We start from the raw sequence: 14,514 nt of genomic DNA on the forward strand, positions 1-14,514 counted from the left end.
TTCCCCCATTCTTGCCGGTATCAGGCCATGGGCGGCGGGGGGCGGCAAGCCGGCACGGCACTTGCCTGCAAGCTGGCTGACAGATCGGGAACCCTGCCCATGCAACGCCGCCCCCTGCTGCTGGCCGCCAGCGGCCTCGCCCTGCCCTTCCTCGCCCTGCCGCGCCTCGCGCGTGCCCAGGCCGTATGGCCGAACCGGCCGGTCACCATCCTCGTGCCCTATGTGGCCGGCGGCCCCTCCGACACGCTGGCGCGGGCCACCGGCGGCGCCCTGCAGGCGGCGCTCGGCCAACCCGTGGTGGTCGAGAACCGGCCGGGCGGCAACGGCGCGGTCGCCGCCGGCCTCGCCGCGCGGGCAGCGCCGGACGGGCATACCCTTTTCGTCGGGGCGAGCGGCATCCTCACCATCAACCCGCATATCCTCCGCAACCTGTCCTATGACCCGATGCGGGACTTCGCGCCGCTGACCATCGCCATCAGCGCGCCCAACATGCTGGTCGCCAACCCGCGCTTCCCGCCGCGCGACGTGCCGGGGCTGGTCGCCTGGCTGAAGGCGAACCCGAACCAGGCCAGCTACGGGACAAGCGGCATCGGCTCCTCCGAGCACCTGACGATGGAGCTCTTCGCCCAAAGGACGGGCACGCAGCTGACGCATGTGCCCTATGGCGGCGGCGCGGCGGCGGTGACGGACCTCGTCGGCGGCACGACGGAACTGTCCTTCCTCAATATCTCGACCGTCGCGGCGCAGGTGCAGGCCGGTGCGCTGCGGGCGCTGGCGGTCGGCAGCCTCACGCGCCACCCGCTCTTCCCCGATGTGCCGACGGTCGATGAGAGTGGCGTCGCCGGCTTCGAGGGCGGCAGCTGGCACAGCTTCGTCGCCCCGCGCGGCACGCCGGAGCCGGTGCTGGAGGCGGTGCATGCCGCCCTCGTCGCCGCCCTCCGCCAGCCGGAGACCGAGGCGCGGCTGACCCGCATCGGCTTCACCGTGACGGCGACCAGCCGGGACGCCTTCGCCACGCGGCTGGAGCGCGAGCTGGGCGAGTGGCGGGAGGTGGTGCGGAGCGCCGGCATCGTTGCCGGATAGCGGTCGGGTCCGCGCCTAGGCGATGCCGGGCCCGAGCATGGGGTTGGCGCGGAGCCGCTCCACGGCGAGGTCGATGAAGGCGCGGACCTTGGCTGAGGCCCGCCGGCCATCCGGATGCACGATATGCACCGGCACCGGCGCTTCCTCATGCTCGGCGAGCAGGATCCGCAGGCGGCCATCGGCGAGGGCGGGCGCAACCTGGTAGGAGAGCAGCCGGGCGATTCCGAAACCATCGATGGCGGCCGCGAGCACGGCATCGACGGTGTTGCAGCTCAGCCGGGGACAGAGGGTGACGGCGCCGCGCCGCTCCGGCCCGAAGCGCCACTGGGCCGAGGCATCCAGGCCGGTGGAGGCGATGACGGCATGGTCCTGCAGGTCGCGCGGCATCGCCGGCGTGCCATGCCGGGCGAGGTAGTCCGGCGCGGCGCAAAGGACGCGGCGCACCGTGCCGACGCGGATCGCGGTCAGCGCCGAATCGGCCAGGTGCCCGATGCGCACGCCCACATCCGCGCCCTCCTCGACCATGTTGATGACGCGGTCGAGGAAGAGCGCGCGCAGCTGCAGGGCGGGGTGGCGCGACAGGTACTCCGTGATGACCGGCAGCACGTAGATGCGGCCGAACTGGACCGAGGCGGTAACCGTCAGCGTCCCGGTCGGCGTGGCGTAGGAGCCGGCGGCGGCGGCCTCCGCCTCCTCGATATCGAGAAGGATGCGGCGGCAATCCTCGAGGTAGCGCGCGCCCGCCTCGGTCAGCTTCAGCGAGCGCGTGGTCCGCGTCAGCAGGCGGGTGCCGATCAGCTCTTCCAGGGCGGCGACCGCGCGGGTGACCGCGGGCGGGCTCAGGTGCAGCTGACGCGCCGCCGCGGCGAGGCTGCCGCAATCGGCCGCCCGCACGAAGATCTTCATGGCATGCCAGCGATCCATGGCGAGGCCTCCCGCGCCGGCCCGAAAGCGGCCTGACCATTCGATTTTGCGCAATGGTCGCTTGTCTGGAAAGCGCATTCCCGCAAGCTGCCGCAAGGGTGTCTCCTCGGCGGCGAGGCTGGCCCGTGTGCCGGCCGCGAGGAGAACCGCCATGAAACTCCACCATCATCCGCTCTCCGGCCATGCTCACCGTGTGCGCCTGGCCCTGTCCCTGCTCGGCCTGCCTTGCGAGCTCGTCGAGGTGGATCTCGCCCGGGGCGCCAACCGGTCTCCGGAATTCCTGGCGCTCAACCCCTTCGGCCAAGTGCCGGTGCTGGAGGATGGCGGCACGGTCGTCGCGGATTCCAGTGCCATCCTGGTCTATCTGGCGAAGCGGTCCGGCCGGACCGACTGGCTGCCGGAGGACCCGGCCGGAGCGGCCCGGGTGCAGCGCTGGCTCTCCGTGGCGGCGGGGCAGATCGCCTTCGGACCGGCGGCGGCCCGGCTGGTCACCATCTTCGGCGCCGCCTTCGACGCCACGGAGGTGATCGCCCGCGCCCATGCGATCCTGCAGCGCATCGAGGCGGAGCTGGCGGCGCGGCCCTGGCTTGCGGCCGATCGCCCGACCATCGCGGATGTCGCGCTCTACAGCTACATCGTCGCCGCGCCGGAGGGGAATGTGGACCTGGCGCCCTATCCGGCGGTCCGCGCCTGGCTGGGGCGGATTGAGGGGCTGCCCGGCTTCGTGCCCTTCACGCGGACGGAGGCCGGCCTCCATGCGGCCTGACCCCACCCCGGCGGCACCCTCGCCCTGGCATGCCGGCGAGCGCGCCCTGCACCAGGGGCTCGGCCTCGGCGCGCGCATGGAGGAGATCGGCCGGCACGCTCTCCGCGACCACATGCTGCCGCAGCATCAGGGCTTCTTCCCGCGGCTGCCCTTCCTGGTGATGGGGGCCGTGGATGCCGAGGGCGATGCCTGGGCGACGCTCCGGGCGGGCCCGCCGGGCTTCCTCCGGGTGCCGGACCCGTACCGGCTTCGGGTCGAGGCCCGGCGCGACCCAGCCGATCCGGCCGAGGCGGGGCTGGAGGATGGGGCGGCGGTCGCGGTGCTCGGCATCGAGCTCGCCACGCGTCGGCGCAACCGGCTGAACGGCATCCTCCGCCGCGGCGGCCCGGAGGGCTTCACGGTCGAGGTGGAGCAGAGCTTCGGCAACTGCCCGCAATACATCCAGCGACGGGAGGTGGCCCCGCCGCGCGACCCGCCTGCCGCCACCGCGCCGCCGCAGGTATCGCGCAGCCTGGGCAAGCGGGGCCGGGCGATGATCGCGGCCGCCGACAGCTTCTTCGTCGCCACCTATGTCGAGCGCGAGGAGGGGCGGCGGCAGGTCGATGTCTCGCATCGCGGCGGCCGCCCCGGCTTCGTGCGGGCCGATGGCGGGGGCGTCCTCACCATTCCCGACTTCGCCGGCAACCGCTTCTTCAACACGCTGGGCAACATCGTGGCGAACCCGCGCGCCAGCCTCGTCTTCGTCGATGGCGCCAGCGGCGACCTGCTGCAGATGACCGGCCGGGCGGAGGTGATCCTCGACTCGCCGGAGATCGCGGCCTTCCGGGGCGCCGAGCGGCTGTGGCGCTTCACGCCCGAGGCGGTGGTGCTGCGCCCCGGGGCCTTCCCGCTGCGCCTCACCCTCTCCGAGGGGGGCTGGGCGCCGAGCACGCTGGCGACGGGGAGTTGGGAGCATGGCGGCGTCCCGTCCTGACGGACGCCGGGGCACCTCCGCATTTCCGCCACGCTGGCGGAATAGCCTGGGACCATGCCGCTGCGCCGCCTTGCCTTCGCCCTGCTCTGCCTGGCCCTGTGCGGGCTGCTGCTCTGGCTCGCCGCGCGGGTGATGGCGCCGGGCGGCTGGACCGCCTGGGAGGTGCTGGCCTTCCTCTGCTTTGCCGGCACGGCGCCCTGGACGGCGCTCTGCGCCGGGAACGCGCTGGTCGGCCTCGCCATCCTGCTGGGCACACGGCATCCGCCGGCTGCGGTGCTGCCGGCGTTGCGGCATGCGCGGCCGCCAAGTGGGCGGCTGCACACCGCCATCGCCGTCTGCATCCGGAACGAGGAGATGGCTCAGGTCCTGCCGCCTCTTGCCCGCCTGCTGGACGGGCTGGCCGTGGCGGGGGCGGCACAGCATTTCACCCTCTGGTTCCTCTCCGACACCCAGGATCCGGCGCTGGCGACGGCGGAGGAGGCGGCGATCGAGGAGTTCCGCGCCCGCCATCCCCGCACGCGCTACCGGCGGCGCAGCCGCAATGCCGGGTTCAAGGCCGGCAATGTGATGGATTTCCTCGACCATCACGCCGAGGGAGCGGCGCTGATGCTCTGCCTCGATGCGGATAGCGAGATGTCGGCGCAGGCGGTCCTCCGCCTCGTCGGCTGCATGGAGGCAGACCACCGCATCGCCATCCTGCAGCAGCTCATCGCCGGGCGGCCGGCGGCGGCGGCCTTCCCGCGGCTGTTCCAGTTCGGCATGCGCGCCGGGATGCGCGCCTGGGCGATGGGGCAAGCCTGGTGGCAGGGGCCGGATGGACCGTATTGGGGGCACAATGCCCTCATCCGCATCGAGCCCTTCCGCCGCCACTGCCGGCTGGAGGCGCTGCCGGATGGCAGCCCCATCCTGTCCCATGACCAGGTGGAGGCGGTGCGGCTGCATGCCGCCGGCTGGAAGGTCTGCTGCCTGCCGGACGAGGCGGGGAGCCTCGAGGGCAACCCGCCGGCCCTGCCCGAATTCATGGCGCGCGACCTGCGCTGGGCGGCGGGCAACATGCAGTATTTCGCCCTGCTCCGCCTGCCAGGCCTCACCTGGATGGGGCGCTGGCAACTGCTGCAGGCCATCCTGCTCTTCCTCGGGGCGCCGCTCTGGACCGGCGTGCTGGTCTTTGCCGCGCTGAATGCCGCGAATGGCGGGGCGGTGGCGACGCCGGGCGGTTCGCTGCTGGCGCTGATGGCCGTGACCTGGACAATGCTGCATGCGCCGAAGCTTTGCGGCTATGCCGAGGTGCTGCTCAAGCCGGGGCTCGCCGAGGCCTATGGCGGGCGGGGCGCCCTGCTACGTGGCGCGGTGGCGGAGCTTGTCTTCACCACACTGTTGGACCCGGTCAGCATCCTCAACAAGGCGATGTTCCTGGCTGCCCTGCCCTTCGGCGCGCGGCAGGGCTGGGCGCCCCAGAACCGGGCAGCGCGCGGTATCTCTTGGGTGGATGCGGCGCGGCTGCTCTGGCCGCACACGCTGTTCGGCGCGGCGATCTTCGGCCTGCTGCTGGTGGCGGCGCCGGGGGCGCTGGCTTGGGCGCTGCCGCCGGCGGGCGGGCTGCTGCTCGCCATTCCCTTCTGCGTGGCGACCGCATCGCCCCGCCTGTCGGACCGGCTGCGCCGCATGGGCCTCGCCGCGACGCCGGAGGAGAGGGTCACAGAAGCGTTGCCGCATTGAAACGGAGTGGCAGCGGCGGCGTTGTCTCGCAATGAGCATCACCCGCCGCGGCCTCGGCACCATCGGGGCCGCCACCCTGTCAGCCTGCGCGCAGATCCCGGTCCTGCCGGAGGGCCCCTCGGACCCGATGGAGCGGCAGATGCTGCTGGCCGAGGTGCTGGACGGCGCCCCGCTGCATGCCGGCAACTGGGTCGAGGTACTGGACGGTGGGGTTGCGATGTTCAATGCCACCTTCCGGGCCATCGCCGGGGCGACGGATCATGTGAATATCGAATTCTACATCCTCCAGGATGTTCGCCTCCCCGGCCTCGAGGGCCCCTCGCTGTTCGAGCTGCTGCTGGTGAAGCTGGCGCAGGGCGTGGCGGTGAACATCATCCATGACGGCTACGGCTCCTCCGGGACCGACTTCCGGGCCTTGCGGGCGGCCGGCGCGCAGACGCTGGAATTCCACCCGCTCGACCCGCTGGCGGCGAAGCGGGGCTGGATGCCGAATGACCGGGACCACCGCAAGCTGCTGGTGGTGGATGGCCGCATCGGCATCATCGGCGGGGTCAATCTCGATCGCGTCTACCAGAACCCCTGCGGCACCGGCGCGACGCCGACCGATCCGGAGGCGGCCTGCTGGCACGACACCTCCATCCGCATCGAGGGGCCGGCGGTTGCCTCGCTGCAGCGATTGTTCTTCGAAACCTGGGAACGGGAGGAGGGGGCACCGCTGCCGCGGCGCGACTGGTATCCGCGCCTGGCGCCGGTGGGGCCAGCACGCATCCGCATCCTCGGCAGTGCGCCCGGCGAGCGGAAGCCGCGCTACTACGTCACGCTCGTCTCGGCGATGGAGGCAGCGCGGGAGCGGATCTGGCTCTGCACCGGCTATTTCGTGCCGACCTGGCAGCAGCGCCGCGTGCTGCGTGCCGCCGCGCGCCGCGGGGTGCAGGTGCGGCTGCTGCTACCCTCCGTCAGCGACAGCCAGGAGGCGCTGAACGCCCAGCATGCCGCCTATGACGACATGCTGGAGGCCGGCGTCGAGATTCATGAAGTCGTCGACGGCGTGCTGCATGGCAAGATCGTCGTGGTGGATGGCGTGTGGTCGGCCGTCGGCTCCTCCAACCTCGACCGGCGCAGCGTCGCCTGGAACAACGAGGCGGATGCGATCGTGCTCGGCCGCGAGACGGCGGTGACCCTGGAACGCATCCTCGAACGGGAATTCGGCCGGTCCAGGCCGGTGAAGCTCGATGAATGGGAGCGGCGCGGCCTCGGCGCGCGGCTGCGCGAGCAATCCTCCCGGCTGTTCCTCGACCTGCTCTGATCAGCCGGGCCGCGGCCAGCTGGCCGGCGGCATGGGCTGCATCGCCGTGTAGTCCGGCTCCTCCCGCGCGCCGAGGCCGGGCAGGTCGAGCGAGGCGAGTTCCAAGGCACCGTCGCGGATGCGGAGGCGCGGGCCGCGTGGCGTGTCGGCATAGAGGTCGGGATGGGCCTCCATGAAGCGCACCGCCTCCGCCTTGGGGCGGCCGTTGAAGCCATCGACGAAGTGGTGTCCGTTGCGCTCGACATGGGCAAGGCCGAGCAGCGCCACCAATGCGAGGTCCTGCTGCACGCAGACGCCCGCGAGCGTCGTCAGGTCCTCGCCGGTCATGAAGTACTCGCCGCCTTCGGCGTTCCAGGCCCGGCAGCGGGCAGCATTCAGCAGCGAGCGCCAGATCCCTTTGCAGGATTTGGAGGAGACGCCGGCATAGCCGAGGTCTTTCGCCTGCACGAAGGCGTCGAGTGCGCCGTCGCTCTCGTCGATGATGACGGGACGCATGGCGGCCAGCGCGGCCATGCCCGTTTCCAGCGCACGAGCCCGCTTCACCGGCTGCTCAATGTAGCGGACGGAGGCCGAGAGGCGGCGGAGGCGCGGCTCCGCCTCCATTGCCCGCCACAGCTCGGCAGCGCCCTCGGCATCGGCATATTGCTCGTTGCCGTCGAGCGAGACATGGTAGTCGTGCTGCCGATCGAGCACCGCGGCGATGCGGCACAGCCGGTCCAAATCCGCGGCGACGTCACCGGCGACCTTCAGCTTCCACCAGCCATGGCGATAGGTGGCGGCGACCTCCTCCAGCGTCTCCGGCAAGCCGTCCCCGACGCGGCTGCGCTGCTCGGCGGCGGCAATGGGATCGACGAGGCCGACGGTGTGCCGGGCCTGGATGCGGCGCGCCGGGCGCAGCCCCGCCAGCATCGCGCCGAAGTCGAAGCCGGCGAGGTCGGGCGCCACGGCATGCGGCGCCATGCCGCCGATATTGCCCTGCATGCCGGTGAAGACGGAGGTGCCCCGCAGCTTCAGCAGCGCATCCAGCGCGGCGCGATCAACCAGCGCACGGCCATAACTGGCGACCAGCGGGTTCAGCCCCTCCTCCCCGCAGGCCGCGACATGCGCGGCATGCGTGTCGGCGAAATGGCCGAAGGCCGTATTGGCGCCGGCAGCGAGCGAGGCCTCGGCGGCCAGTTCCAGCGCGCGGCGAAGCTGGTGCTCATTCTGTGCATCGCTCAGCGCCGGGTCCTTGTCGAACCATTTGGCAGCGAGGGATTCCGCGGCGATGCCCCAGCCTTCCCGCCCGGCCTCGTCGCGGATGCGGGCGCGCAGCACCGCCTGCCGCCCCTCGGTCACGGTGATGACGCCGAAGCGGAAGGGCAGGCGCAGGGTGAAGGGCCATTCCCGCCGCTCGATCTCGAGGATGCGGAAGCGCGGCGCCGTCATGCCAAGCTCTCCAGCACGCCACGCAGGTAGCCGGCGGCGAATGCGGCGCAGCCCGGCCCGTCGGGGCGGTAGTCGAAGGGCTCCACCCCGCACCAGCCGGCATAATCGTGGCGGTGCAGCGCGGCGAGGATGGGGGCGAAGCGGTCCTCCCCCTGCCCCGGCGCGCGGCGGTTGCGGTCGTTCAGGTGGATATGGGCGATGAGGCCGCTGGGCAGCCAGCGCTCAAGCAGCGCGGCGGCCGGCTCCGCCTCGCCATTCCCGGCGGCCGAGACGTCGAGCATGGTCCGCAGCGCCGGGCTGCCGATGCGCTCTACGATGGCCACCGCCTCGGCGACGGTCGTCGCCCAGTTGGTCTCGCGTGCAGCCAGCGGCTCCAGGCAATAGGTGACACCGGAGGCAGCGGCCCAGCTGGCGATGCGGGCCACGCACTCCTCGGCCCGGGCCGCATCTCCCGTCGCCACGACCTGCCGCTGCGCGGGAGAGCCGTGCACCAGGAGGCCGGCGCCAAGATCGGCGGCAAGGCCGATCAGCCGCTCGATCACGTCAAGGGTGCGGGCACGGATGGCCGGGTCGGCCGTGGTGATGGAGAGGCCAGCCGGCGCCACCAGCAACCAGTGCAGCCCGCTGATCGCGATGCCCGCCTCGGCAGCCGCGCGGCGCAACGCCAATCGCTGCGTGGCGGGCAGGCGATGCGGGGCCTCCGCATCGAGGGTGAAGGGGGCGATCTCCAGCCCGGCATAGCCGAGCGAGGCCGCCATGTCGCACTGCGCGCCAAAGGGCAGCGCACGCAGGACCTCGTTGCACAGGGCCAGTCGCATGGCGGTCCGTCTCCCCTTTCGGGGAATGCTAGAGCGGATCCACCAGCGCCGTACACGGGCGAGAATGGCGTGACGATCAGCAGCACCTCCCGGTCCGCGCTGCCCTGGCGCAGGCGGCGGAACCGGGCGTCACCGAGCGGACGGGTCGGATGGCGAGGCGATCCTCGCTGCCTGCCGGCGGTGCTGAACGACCCCACCATCACCAGAAGCATGAATAACATTCAACCTTATGGACAATTGAAAACGTCACATTCGTGCGTTTTGATTCCGCAATATGCAGGGTATTCTTGAGTTTCCAGGCGGATTTTGAATTTCCGTATCAGCAACATATAATATATTCAACGCTTGTAGTTGGTAATCTTTATCGCTTAGACCGGCGCCACCGGCGGGACAGAGCCGGGCCGGGGCTGGCCGACGCCACCCGGACATCGCCAGCCGCGGAGCCAGGAAAGGGACCATTTCCGGCTGTGGCCCGGCGCGGCCGTAGGGTCGCCGGGCCTCACCTTCGCGGCGTGTTTCCATTTGGGGGTTTGCAAATTATGGCCGCGACATTCGTCGAGACTTTCGACAACGGGGTTGGTGCGCTTAATCACGTCTGGGGCAATGCGCGCATTGACACCAGCACCAAGGGCGAGATTACGATCACCGGCCCCGGCGGGTTCATGCAACGCCCGCATGATGATTCCGCGGGCCATGGCTACGGGACCTATTCGGTCGTCGCCTCCATCGAGGGCAATGCCAAGGGGCCGGCGGCGCTGCTTTGGCCGGGCGATGACGTGTGGCCGGGGCCGGAATACGACATCCTCGAAGTCATCAACGGCAAGCCCTATGGCACCGTGCACTACAAGGGCGGCGATGGCGGCGACGGCTATTCCTCGGTGTTCTACGAGGATATCGACGAGAGCAAGGTGCATACCTACACGCTCGACTGGCAGCCCGGCAGCATCACCTACGCCGTCGACGGCAAGACGATGGGGACCATCACCAAGAATGTCGGTGCCGACCATGCGCATGGCGGCGTCAACGAGGTCTTCGGCCTGATGAACACCAATTGGCACACCTCGATGACGGTTTATGAGGTGTCCTACACGCCGATGGGGCAGGACAGTGGGGCCGCCCCCTCCGCCAATGCCGCACCGGACAGCGCGGTGGCTGGGACGGAGGCGATCGACTGGCACGCGCTGGCCGCCATCGCCACCGCGAATTACGAAGCCACGGGCATGTGGTTCATCTGAGCCGTGCCACGCGCCCCGGGGTCAACCCCGGGGTGCTTCCGCCCGGGCAGTCCTGTCCGCATCGCAGCAGGCTGCCCTCCAGTGCCGGGGTTGCCTCGGCTGCGCCGAAATCGCCCTGGCCGTCTGCACGGGGAAAGTTGCGTAGCGTCGCCGGGACGACATCCGGTCAAAACGCTGCCGTGATACTGATCACACCCGCATCAAAACGCCCTTCGGCCCGGCGACCGATGGCGCAGCGCCGCGTTACGGCGCCATGAACAAGATCATTCCGCGACTGCGCTCCGAAACCTTCAACGAGGCATTCGAAGCATTCGAAAATGCGTTCCTCAAGGCACTGACGAGGCCACATCCGCTCGTCTTCGAGACGCACGAGACCGTCATGGGCGCCCTGCGGGACATGGCGGACGACGATGCCGCGGCGAAGCTGCGGAACGCCGAGCTCAGCCTGCTGCGGCATGCGAGTGGCGAGCGGCCGCTTCGCGCGCCCGACGTCGAAAGGCTGATCAGCGTGCTGGAGCTGGATGACATCGAGGCCTTGCAGAGCGCGGCGATGCGCTATCGGTCGGCCATGGCGCACCAGGTCCATCGCGCCGCCTGAGCCAGTGGTGGTCCGTCCCGTCCCGGCGACACCCGGAGGATGTCGGCATCGGGGCGCCGGGGCATGATCCAGCCTGATCACCGGGCCGCGTGCCTCGCGCGCCCGGCGATCAGGCCTTAGTCCCCTTGCAGCGCCGCCCAGACGCGCGGCGGCGTCAGTGGCATCTGCAGCCGGTCGACTGCCGCTTCATGGCCGGCGCGGACCAGCGCATCGGCCACGGCGCTGACCAGGGCGGGCGTGGCGCCGATGGTGCCGAGCTCGCCGACGCCCTTCACCCCGAGCGGGTTAGTGCGGCAGGGGATGGACTGGTCGAGCGCGGTGACATAGCCGGTGGCGAGGTCGGCGCGTGGCATGGCGTAGTCCATGAAGCTGGCCGAGAGCGGCTGCCCATTCTCCGGGTCGTAGGCCACCTGCTCGCAGAGCGCCTGGCCGAGCCCCTGCAGCGCTCCGCCGACGATCTGCCCCTCGACGATCATCGGGTTGACGACGCGGCCAGCGTCATTGGCCGAGACATAGGAGAGCACATCGACGGCGCCGGTCTCCGGGTCGACCTCCACCTCGCAGACATGGCAGCCATTGGGCCAGGTCGGGCCTGAGACCGAGTGGCTGATATCGACGAAGATGCGCCCCTCGGGCTGGCGGGCGGCGAGGTCGAACAGGCCGATCCGCCGGTCGGTGCCGGCGACGCGGATCACCGCATCCTGGTATTCGAGATCGGCCGCGGCGGCCTCGAGCGCCTCGGAGGCGAGGTCCTTCGCCGCCTCCACCGCACGGTCGGAGGCGACGCGGATGGCGGAGCCGGCGGTGAAGAGCGAGCGGGAGCCGGCGCTGCCGAAGCCGCTGCCGCGATCGGAATCGCCAAGCACGACCGTGATCTGCTCGATCGGCACGCCGAAGGCATCGACGACAAGCTGGGCATAGCTCGTGGCGATGCCCTGGCCCATGGCCTGGGTGGTGGCATAGACCTCGATCTCGCCCTCACCCTTCACCGCGACGGTGACGCGCTCCTCGAAGACATTGCCGCCGGTCCATTCGAGGAAGGTGGCGATGCCGCGCCCGCGCAGCTTGCCCGCCGCGCGCGAGGCCCCGGCGCGGCCATCGAATCCGGCCCAGTCGGCGGCGGCGAGGCCCTCGTCGAGGATCTGCGCGAAGCTGCCGCTGTCATAGGTCTGGCCCATGGCGTTGGTGTAGGGCATCTGCTCCGGGCGGATCATGTTGCGCCGGCGCAGCTCGGCGGGGTCGAGCCCCATCTTGCGGGCGGCGGCGTCCATCAGCCGCTCGATCAGGTAGATCGCCTCCGGCCGCCCGGCGCCGCGATAGGGCGCGGTCGGCGCAGCGTTGGTCAGCAGCGCGGTGAAGCGCAGGTCGATGGTGCGGATGTCGTAGATGCTGGTCGAGACCCAGGGGCCGATCATCAGCTGGATGGCGACGCCCGAGGCGCGCTGGTAGGCGCCCATATCGGCCAGGGTGCGGACGCGGAGGGCGAGCACGCGGCCCTCGGCATCGAGGGCCAGCTCCGCCCGGCTCTCCGTGCCGCGGCCATGGGTTGCCGAGAGGAAATCCTCGAGCCGGGTCGCCGCCCATTTCACGGGGCGCTGGAGCTGGCGGGCCGCGAAGGCGACGACGCCGTCCTCCGGGTAGAGGCCGGTCTTCATGCCGAAGCCGCCGCCGACATCGCCGACCAGCACGCGCACTTGCGAGGGATCGATGCCGAGGATCTCCTTCGCCAGCGTGTCGCGCGCGCCGGAGGGCATCTGGCTGCTGAGGCGGAGGGTGATGCGCCCGCTCGCCGCGTCGTAGTCGGCGAGGGCCATGCGCGGCTCCATCGATGCCGGAGCGAGGCGCTGGTTCACCAGGTCGAGTGCCACGGTATGCGCGGCGGCGGCGAAGGCCGCTTCGGCCGCGGCGGCATCGCCGTAATGCGTCTCGGCGACGACATTGCCGGTGGCCGCCGGCCAGACCAGCGGCGCGCCCGGCGCGGCGGCCTGGGCAAGGCCGATAACGGCGGGCAGTTCCTCGTACTCGACCTCGATGGCCTCGGCGGCGTCGCGGGCCTGGCCGGGGCTCTCGGCGATGACCGCGGCGACCGCCTCGCCAGCGAAGCGCACCATGTCGGTGGCGAGGATCGGGCGTGGCGGCGCGGCGAGCGGCGAGCCGTCCGGCCGCTTGAAGGGCAGCGCGACGCCGAGCGGCTTCACCCCGGCGGCGGCGAGGTCGGCGCCGGTGAGCACCGCCAGCACGCCGGGCATGGCCGCCGCCGCCGCGGTGTCGAGGCCACGCAGGCGGGCATGGGCATGGGGCGAGCGGAGGAAGACGAGATGCGCCTGGCCCGGCAGCGACACATCGTCGGTGAAGCGCCCGGCGCCGGCGAGCAGCGCCGCATCCTCGATCCGCCGCACCTTCTGGCCGCTGCCGAAGCGGCCGAAGCCGGAATCCATGCCGTCTGCCAAGATCGCCCACTCCCGCTGATGGTCCCGAGATGCGAAGCTTAGCAGCCCGGCCAGGGGGCGGTAGCCCCGCCGGGCGGCGGGGTGACCGGCGGAGGAGTCTTCGCCAAGAACGGGACGGATCGGGGTCCGACGCATCCCAACCAGGAGAGGAGACGGCATGACCCATCCGCTGCGCATCGGCATCTGGGCCCTGGTCCATGGCAACCGCGCCGCCCTGCAGGACCCGGAGGAGCCCTATGACGCCTCCTGGCGGCGCAACCGCGCCCTGGTGCTGGAGGCGGAGGCGCTCGGCTACGACTGCGTGCTGGTGGCGCAGCACACGATGAACCCGCACCGCCCCGATCTCGGCCAGCTCGAGGCCTGGACGGCCTCCGCGGCGCTGGCGGCGGAGACGCGGCGCATCGAGATCATCGCCGCCATCAAGCCTATGCTCTACCACCCGGTAGTGCTGGCAAAGATGGCCCTGCAGATCGAGGAGATCAGCGGCGGCCGCTTCGCCATCAACCTGGTGAACGCCTGGAACCGCAAGGAGATCGAGGATGCCGGCCTCGTCTTCCGCGAGCATGACGAGCGCTACGCCTACGGCGCCGAATGGCTGGCGGTGGTGGAGCGGCTGATGCGCGGCGAGGCGGTGGAGCACGACGGCCGCTACTTCCAGGTGCGCGACTACATCCTCCGCCCCGCCGCCGCGACGCGGCCGCGCCCGCGCATCTATGTGGGCGGCGAGTCCGGCCCGGCGCGGGACCTGGTGGCGGCGCAGGCGGATGTCTGGTTCATCAACGGCCAGCCGGTGGAGGATGTCGCAGCGCTGATCGCCGATGTGCGGCAACGCCCGCGGCCCGGCGCGCCGGTGCGCTTCGGCCTCTCCACCTTCGTCATCGCCCGCGAGACCGAGGCGGAGGCGCGGGAGGAGTACCAACGGCTGCTGGCCCTCGCGCGGCAGGATGCCGAGATCAAGGCCTATGTGAAGGCGAATACCGACCCGGCGGTGGCGATGCGCAAGACCCAGGCGAGGTTCGAGAGTGTCGGCACCAATGGCGGCACGGCCGGCGGCACGGTCGGCAGCTATGACCAGGTGGCGGCGCGCATCGCGGAGTTCCACGCCGTCGGCATCGACACGCTGCTGACGCAGTTCCAGCCCTTCGAGCGCGAGATGCGGCGCTTTGCCGAGCATGTCATGCCGCGCCTCGCCCGGCTGCGGGAGGGCTGAGCGG

The 14,514-nt window shown here is 71.1% G+C and carries 12 protein-coding genes; 8 read left to right on the plus strand and 4 right to left on the minus strand.

Going from position 1 to position 14,514, the window contains the following annotated elements; all coding sequences use genetic code 11:
* Positions 1-99: 99 nt before the first annotated feature.
* On the plus strand, positions 100-1,083 hold the full coding sequence (locus BLR02_RS22155) for a Bug family tripartite tricarboxylate transporter substrate binding protein (protein WP_090664682.1): 984 nt from the start codon (positions 100-102) through the stop codon (positions 1,081-1,083).
* A gap of 15 nt (positions 1,084-1,098) precedes the next feature.
* Here BLR02_RS22155 and BLR02_RS22160 read toward each other — a convergent pair whose 3' ends face one another.
* Positions 1,099-2,007, minus strand: a complete 909-nt coding sequence (locus BLR02_RS22160) for a LysR family transcriptional regulator (RefSeq protein ID WP_090664683.1) — start codon at positions 2,005-2,007, stop codon at positions 1,099-1,101.
* Between the two features lie 151 nt (positions 2,008-2,158).
* Between BLR02_RS22160 and BLR02_RS22165 the strand changes: the two genes are divergently transcribed.
* The 4 genes from BLR02_RS22165 to BLR02_RS22180 are packed head-to-tail and all read left to right on the plus strand — an operon-like array spanning position 2,159 to position 6,771.
* Positions 2,159-2,773 carry a glutathione S-transferase family protein gene (locus tag BLR02_RS22165; RefSeq protein WP_090664684.1) on the plus strand — a complete coding sequence of 205 codons (615 nt, stop codon included), beginning with the start codon at positions 2,159-2,161 and terminating at the stop codon, positions 2,771-2,773.
* Positions 2,763-3,746 carry a pyridoxamine 5'-phosphate oxidase family protein gene (locus BLR02_RS22170; RefSeq protein WP_090664685.1) on the plus strand — a complete coding sequence of 328 codons (984 nt, stop codon included), beginning with the start codon at positions 2,763-2,765 and terminating at the stop codon, positions 3,744-3,746. The genes BLR02_RS22165 and BLR02_RS22170 overlap by 11 nt, the downstream gene beginning before the upstream one ends.
* A 54-nt stretch (positions 3,747-3,800) precedes the next feature.
* A complete protein-coding gene (mdoH, locus tag BLR02_RS22175; RefSeq protein WP_090664686.1) occupies positions 3,801-5,465 on the plus strand; it encodes a glucans biosynthesis glucosyltransferase MdoH in 1,665 nt (554 codons plus the stop codon).
* Between the two features lie 31 nt (positions 5,466-5,496).
* Positions 5,497-6,771: a phospholipase D-like domain-containing protein gene (locus tag BLR02_RS22180; RefSeq protein ID WP_090664687.1), complete on the plus strand. Its 1,275-nt coding sequence runs from the start codon at positions 5,497-5,499 to the stop codon at positions 6,769-6,771.
* Here the strand turns inward: BLR02_RS22180 and BLR02_RS22185 are convergent, their stop codons facing one another.
* Both BLR02_RS22185 and BLR02_RS22190 read right to left on the minus strand, forming a co-directional pair.
* Positions 6,772-8,199 carry an enolase-like domain-containing protein gene (locus BLR02_RS22185; RefSeq protein WP_090664688.1) on the minus strand — a complete coding sequence of 476 codons (1,428 nt, stop codon included), beginning with the start codon at positions 8,197-8,199 and terminating at the stop codon, positions 6,772-6,774.
* The gene (locus BLR02_RS22190; RefSeq protein ID WP_090664689.1) at positions 8,196-9,017 is read right to left on the minus strand and encodes a sugar phosphate isomerase/epimerase family protein; all 822 of its coding nucleotides are present in this window, start codon (positions 9,015-9,017) and stop codon (positions 8,196-8,198) included. The genes BLR02_RS22185 and BLR02_RS22190 overlap by 4 nt, the downstream gene beginning before the upstream one ends.
* Positions 9,018-9,556: 539 nt before the next feature.
* Between BLR02_RS22190 and BLR02_RS22195 the strand changes: the two genes are divergently transcribed.
* Both BLR02_RS22195 and BLR02_RS22200 read left to right on the plus strand, forming a co-directional pair.
* Positions 9,557-10,252: a family 16 glycosylhydrolase gene (locus BLR02_RS22195; protein ID WP_090664690.1), complete on the plus strand. Its 696-nt coding sequence runs from the start codon at positions 9,557-9,559 to the stop codon at positions 10,250-10,252.
* 253 nt (positions 10,253-10,505) lie between these two features.
* Positions 10,506-10,850: a hypothetical protein gene (locus BLR02_RS22200; protein WP_090664691.1), complete on the plus strand. Its 345-nt coding sequence runs from the start codon at positions 10,506-10,508 to the stop codon at positions 10,848-10,850.
* A gap of 116 nt (positions 10,851-10,966) precedes the next feature.
* Here BLR02_RS22200 and BLR02_RS22205 read toward each other — a convergent pair whose 3' ends face one another.
* Positions 10,967-13,288 carry a xanthine dehydrogenase family protein molybdopterin-binding subunit gene (locus BLR02_RS22205; protein WP_090664692.1) on the minus strand — a complete coding sequence of 774 codons (2,322 nt, stop codon included), beginning with the start codon at positions 13,286-13,288 and terminating at the stop codon, positions 10,967-10,969.
* 169 nt (positions 13,289-13,457) lie between these two features.
* On the opposite strand from BLR02_RS22205, the gene BLR02_RS22210 reads away from it, so the two are divergent.
* Positions 13,458-14,510 carry an LLM class flavin-dependent oxidoreductase gene (locus tag BLR02_RS22210; RefSeq protein ID WP_090565977.1) on the plus strand — a complete coding sequence of 351 codons (1,053 nt, stop codon included), beginning with the start codon at positions 13,458-13,460 and terminating at the stop codon, positions 14,508-14,510.
* Positions 14,511-14,514: the final 4 nt, after the last annotated feature.

The organism is Belnapia rosea, assembly GCF_900101615.1.
Lineage (GTDB): Bacteria > Pseudomonadota > Alphaproteobacteria > Acetobacterales > Acetobacteraceae > Belnapia > Belnapia rosea.

Excerpts from the sequence above, each read along its gene's own strand:
- BLR02_RS22155 (WP_090664682.1), top strand. The coding sequence starts at position 100 with ATGCAACGCCGCCCCCTGCTGCTGGCCGCCAGCGGCCTCGCCCTGCCC.
- BLR02_RS22160 (WP_090664683.1), bottom strand. The coding sequence starts at position 2,007 with ATGGATCGCTGGCATGCCATGAAGATCTTCGTGCGGGCGGCCGATTGC.
- BLR02_RS22165 (WP_090664684.1), top strand. The coding sequence starts at position 2,159 with ATGAAACTCCACCATCATCCGCTCTCCGGCCATGCTCACCGTGTGCGC.
- BLR02_RS22170 (WP_090664685.1), top strand. The coding sequence starts at position 2,763 with ATGCGGCCTGACCCCACCCCGGCGGCACCCTCGCCCTGGCATGCCGGC.
- mdoH (WP_090664686.1), top strand. The coding sequence starts at position 3,801 with ATGCCGCTGCGCCGCCTTGCCTTCGCCCTGCTCTGCCTGGCCCTGTGC.
- BLR02_RS22180 (WP_090664687.1), top strand. The coding sequence starts at position 5,497 with ATGAGCATCACCCGCCGCGGCCTCGGCACCATCGGGGCCGCCACCCTG.
- BLR02_RS22185 (WP_090664688.1), bottom strand. The coding sequence starts at position 8,199 with ATGACGGCGCCGCGCTTCCGCATCCTCGAGATCGAGCGGCGGGAATGG.
- BLR02_RS22190 (WP_090664689.1), bottom strand. The coding sequence starts at position 9,017 with ATGCGACTGGCCCTGTGCAACGAGGTCCTGCGTGCGCTGCCCTTTGGC.
- BLR02_RS22195 (WP_090664690.1), top strand. The coding sequence starts at position 9,557 with ATGGCCGCGACATTCGTCGAGACTTTCGACAACGGGGTTGGTGCGCTT.
- BLR02_RS22200 (WP_090664691.1), top strand. The coding sequence starts at position 10,506 with ATGAACAAGATCATTCCGCGACTGCGCTCCGAAACCTTCAACGAGGCA.
- BLR02_RS22205 (WP_090664692.1), bottom strand. The coding sequence starts at position 13,288 with ATGGATTCCGGCTTCGGCCGCTTCGGCAGCGGCCAGAAGGTGCGGCGG.
- BLR02_RS22210 (WP_090565977.1), top strand. The coding sequence starts at position 13,458 with ATGACCCATCCGCTGCGCATCGGCATCTGGGCCCTGGTCCATGGCAAC.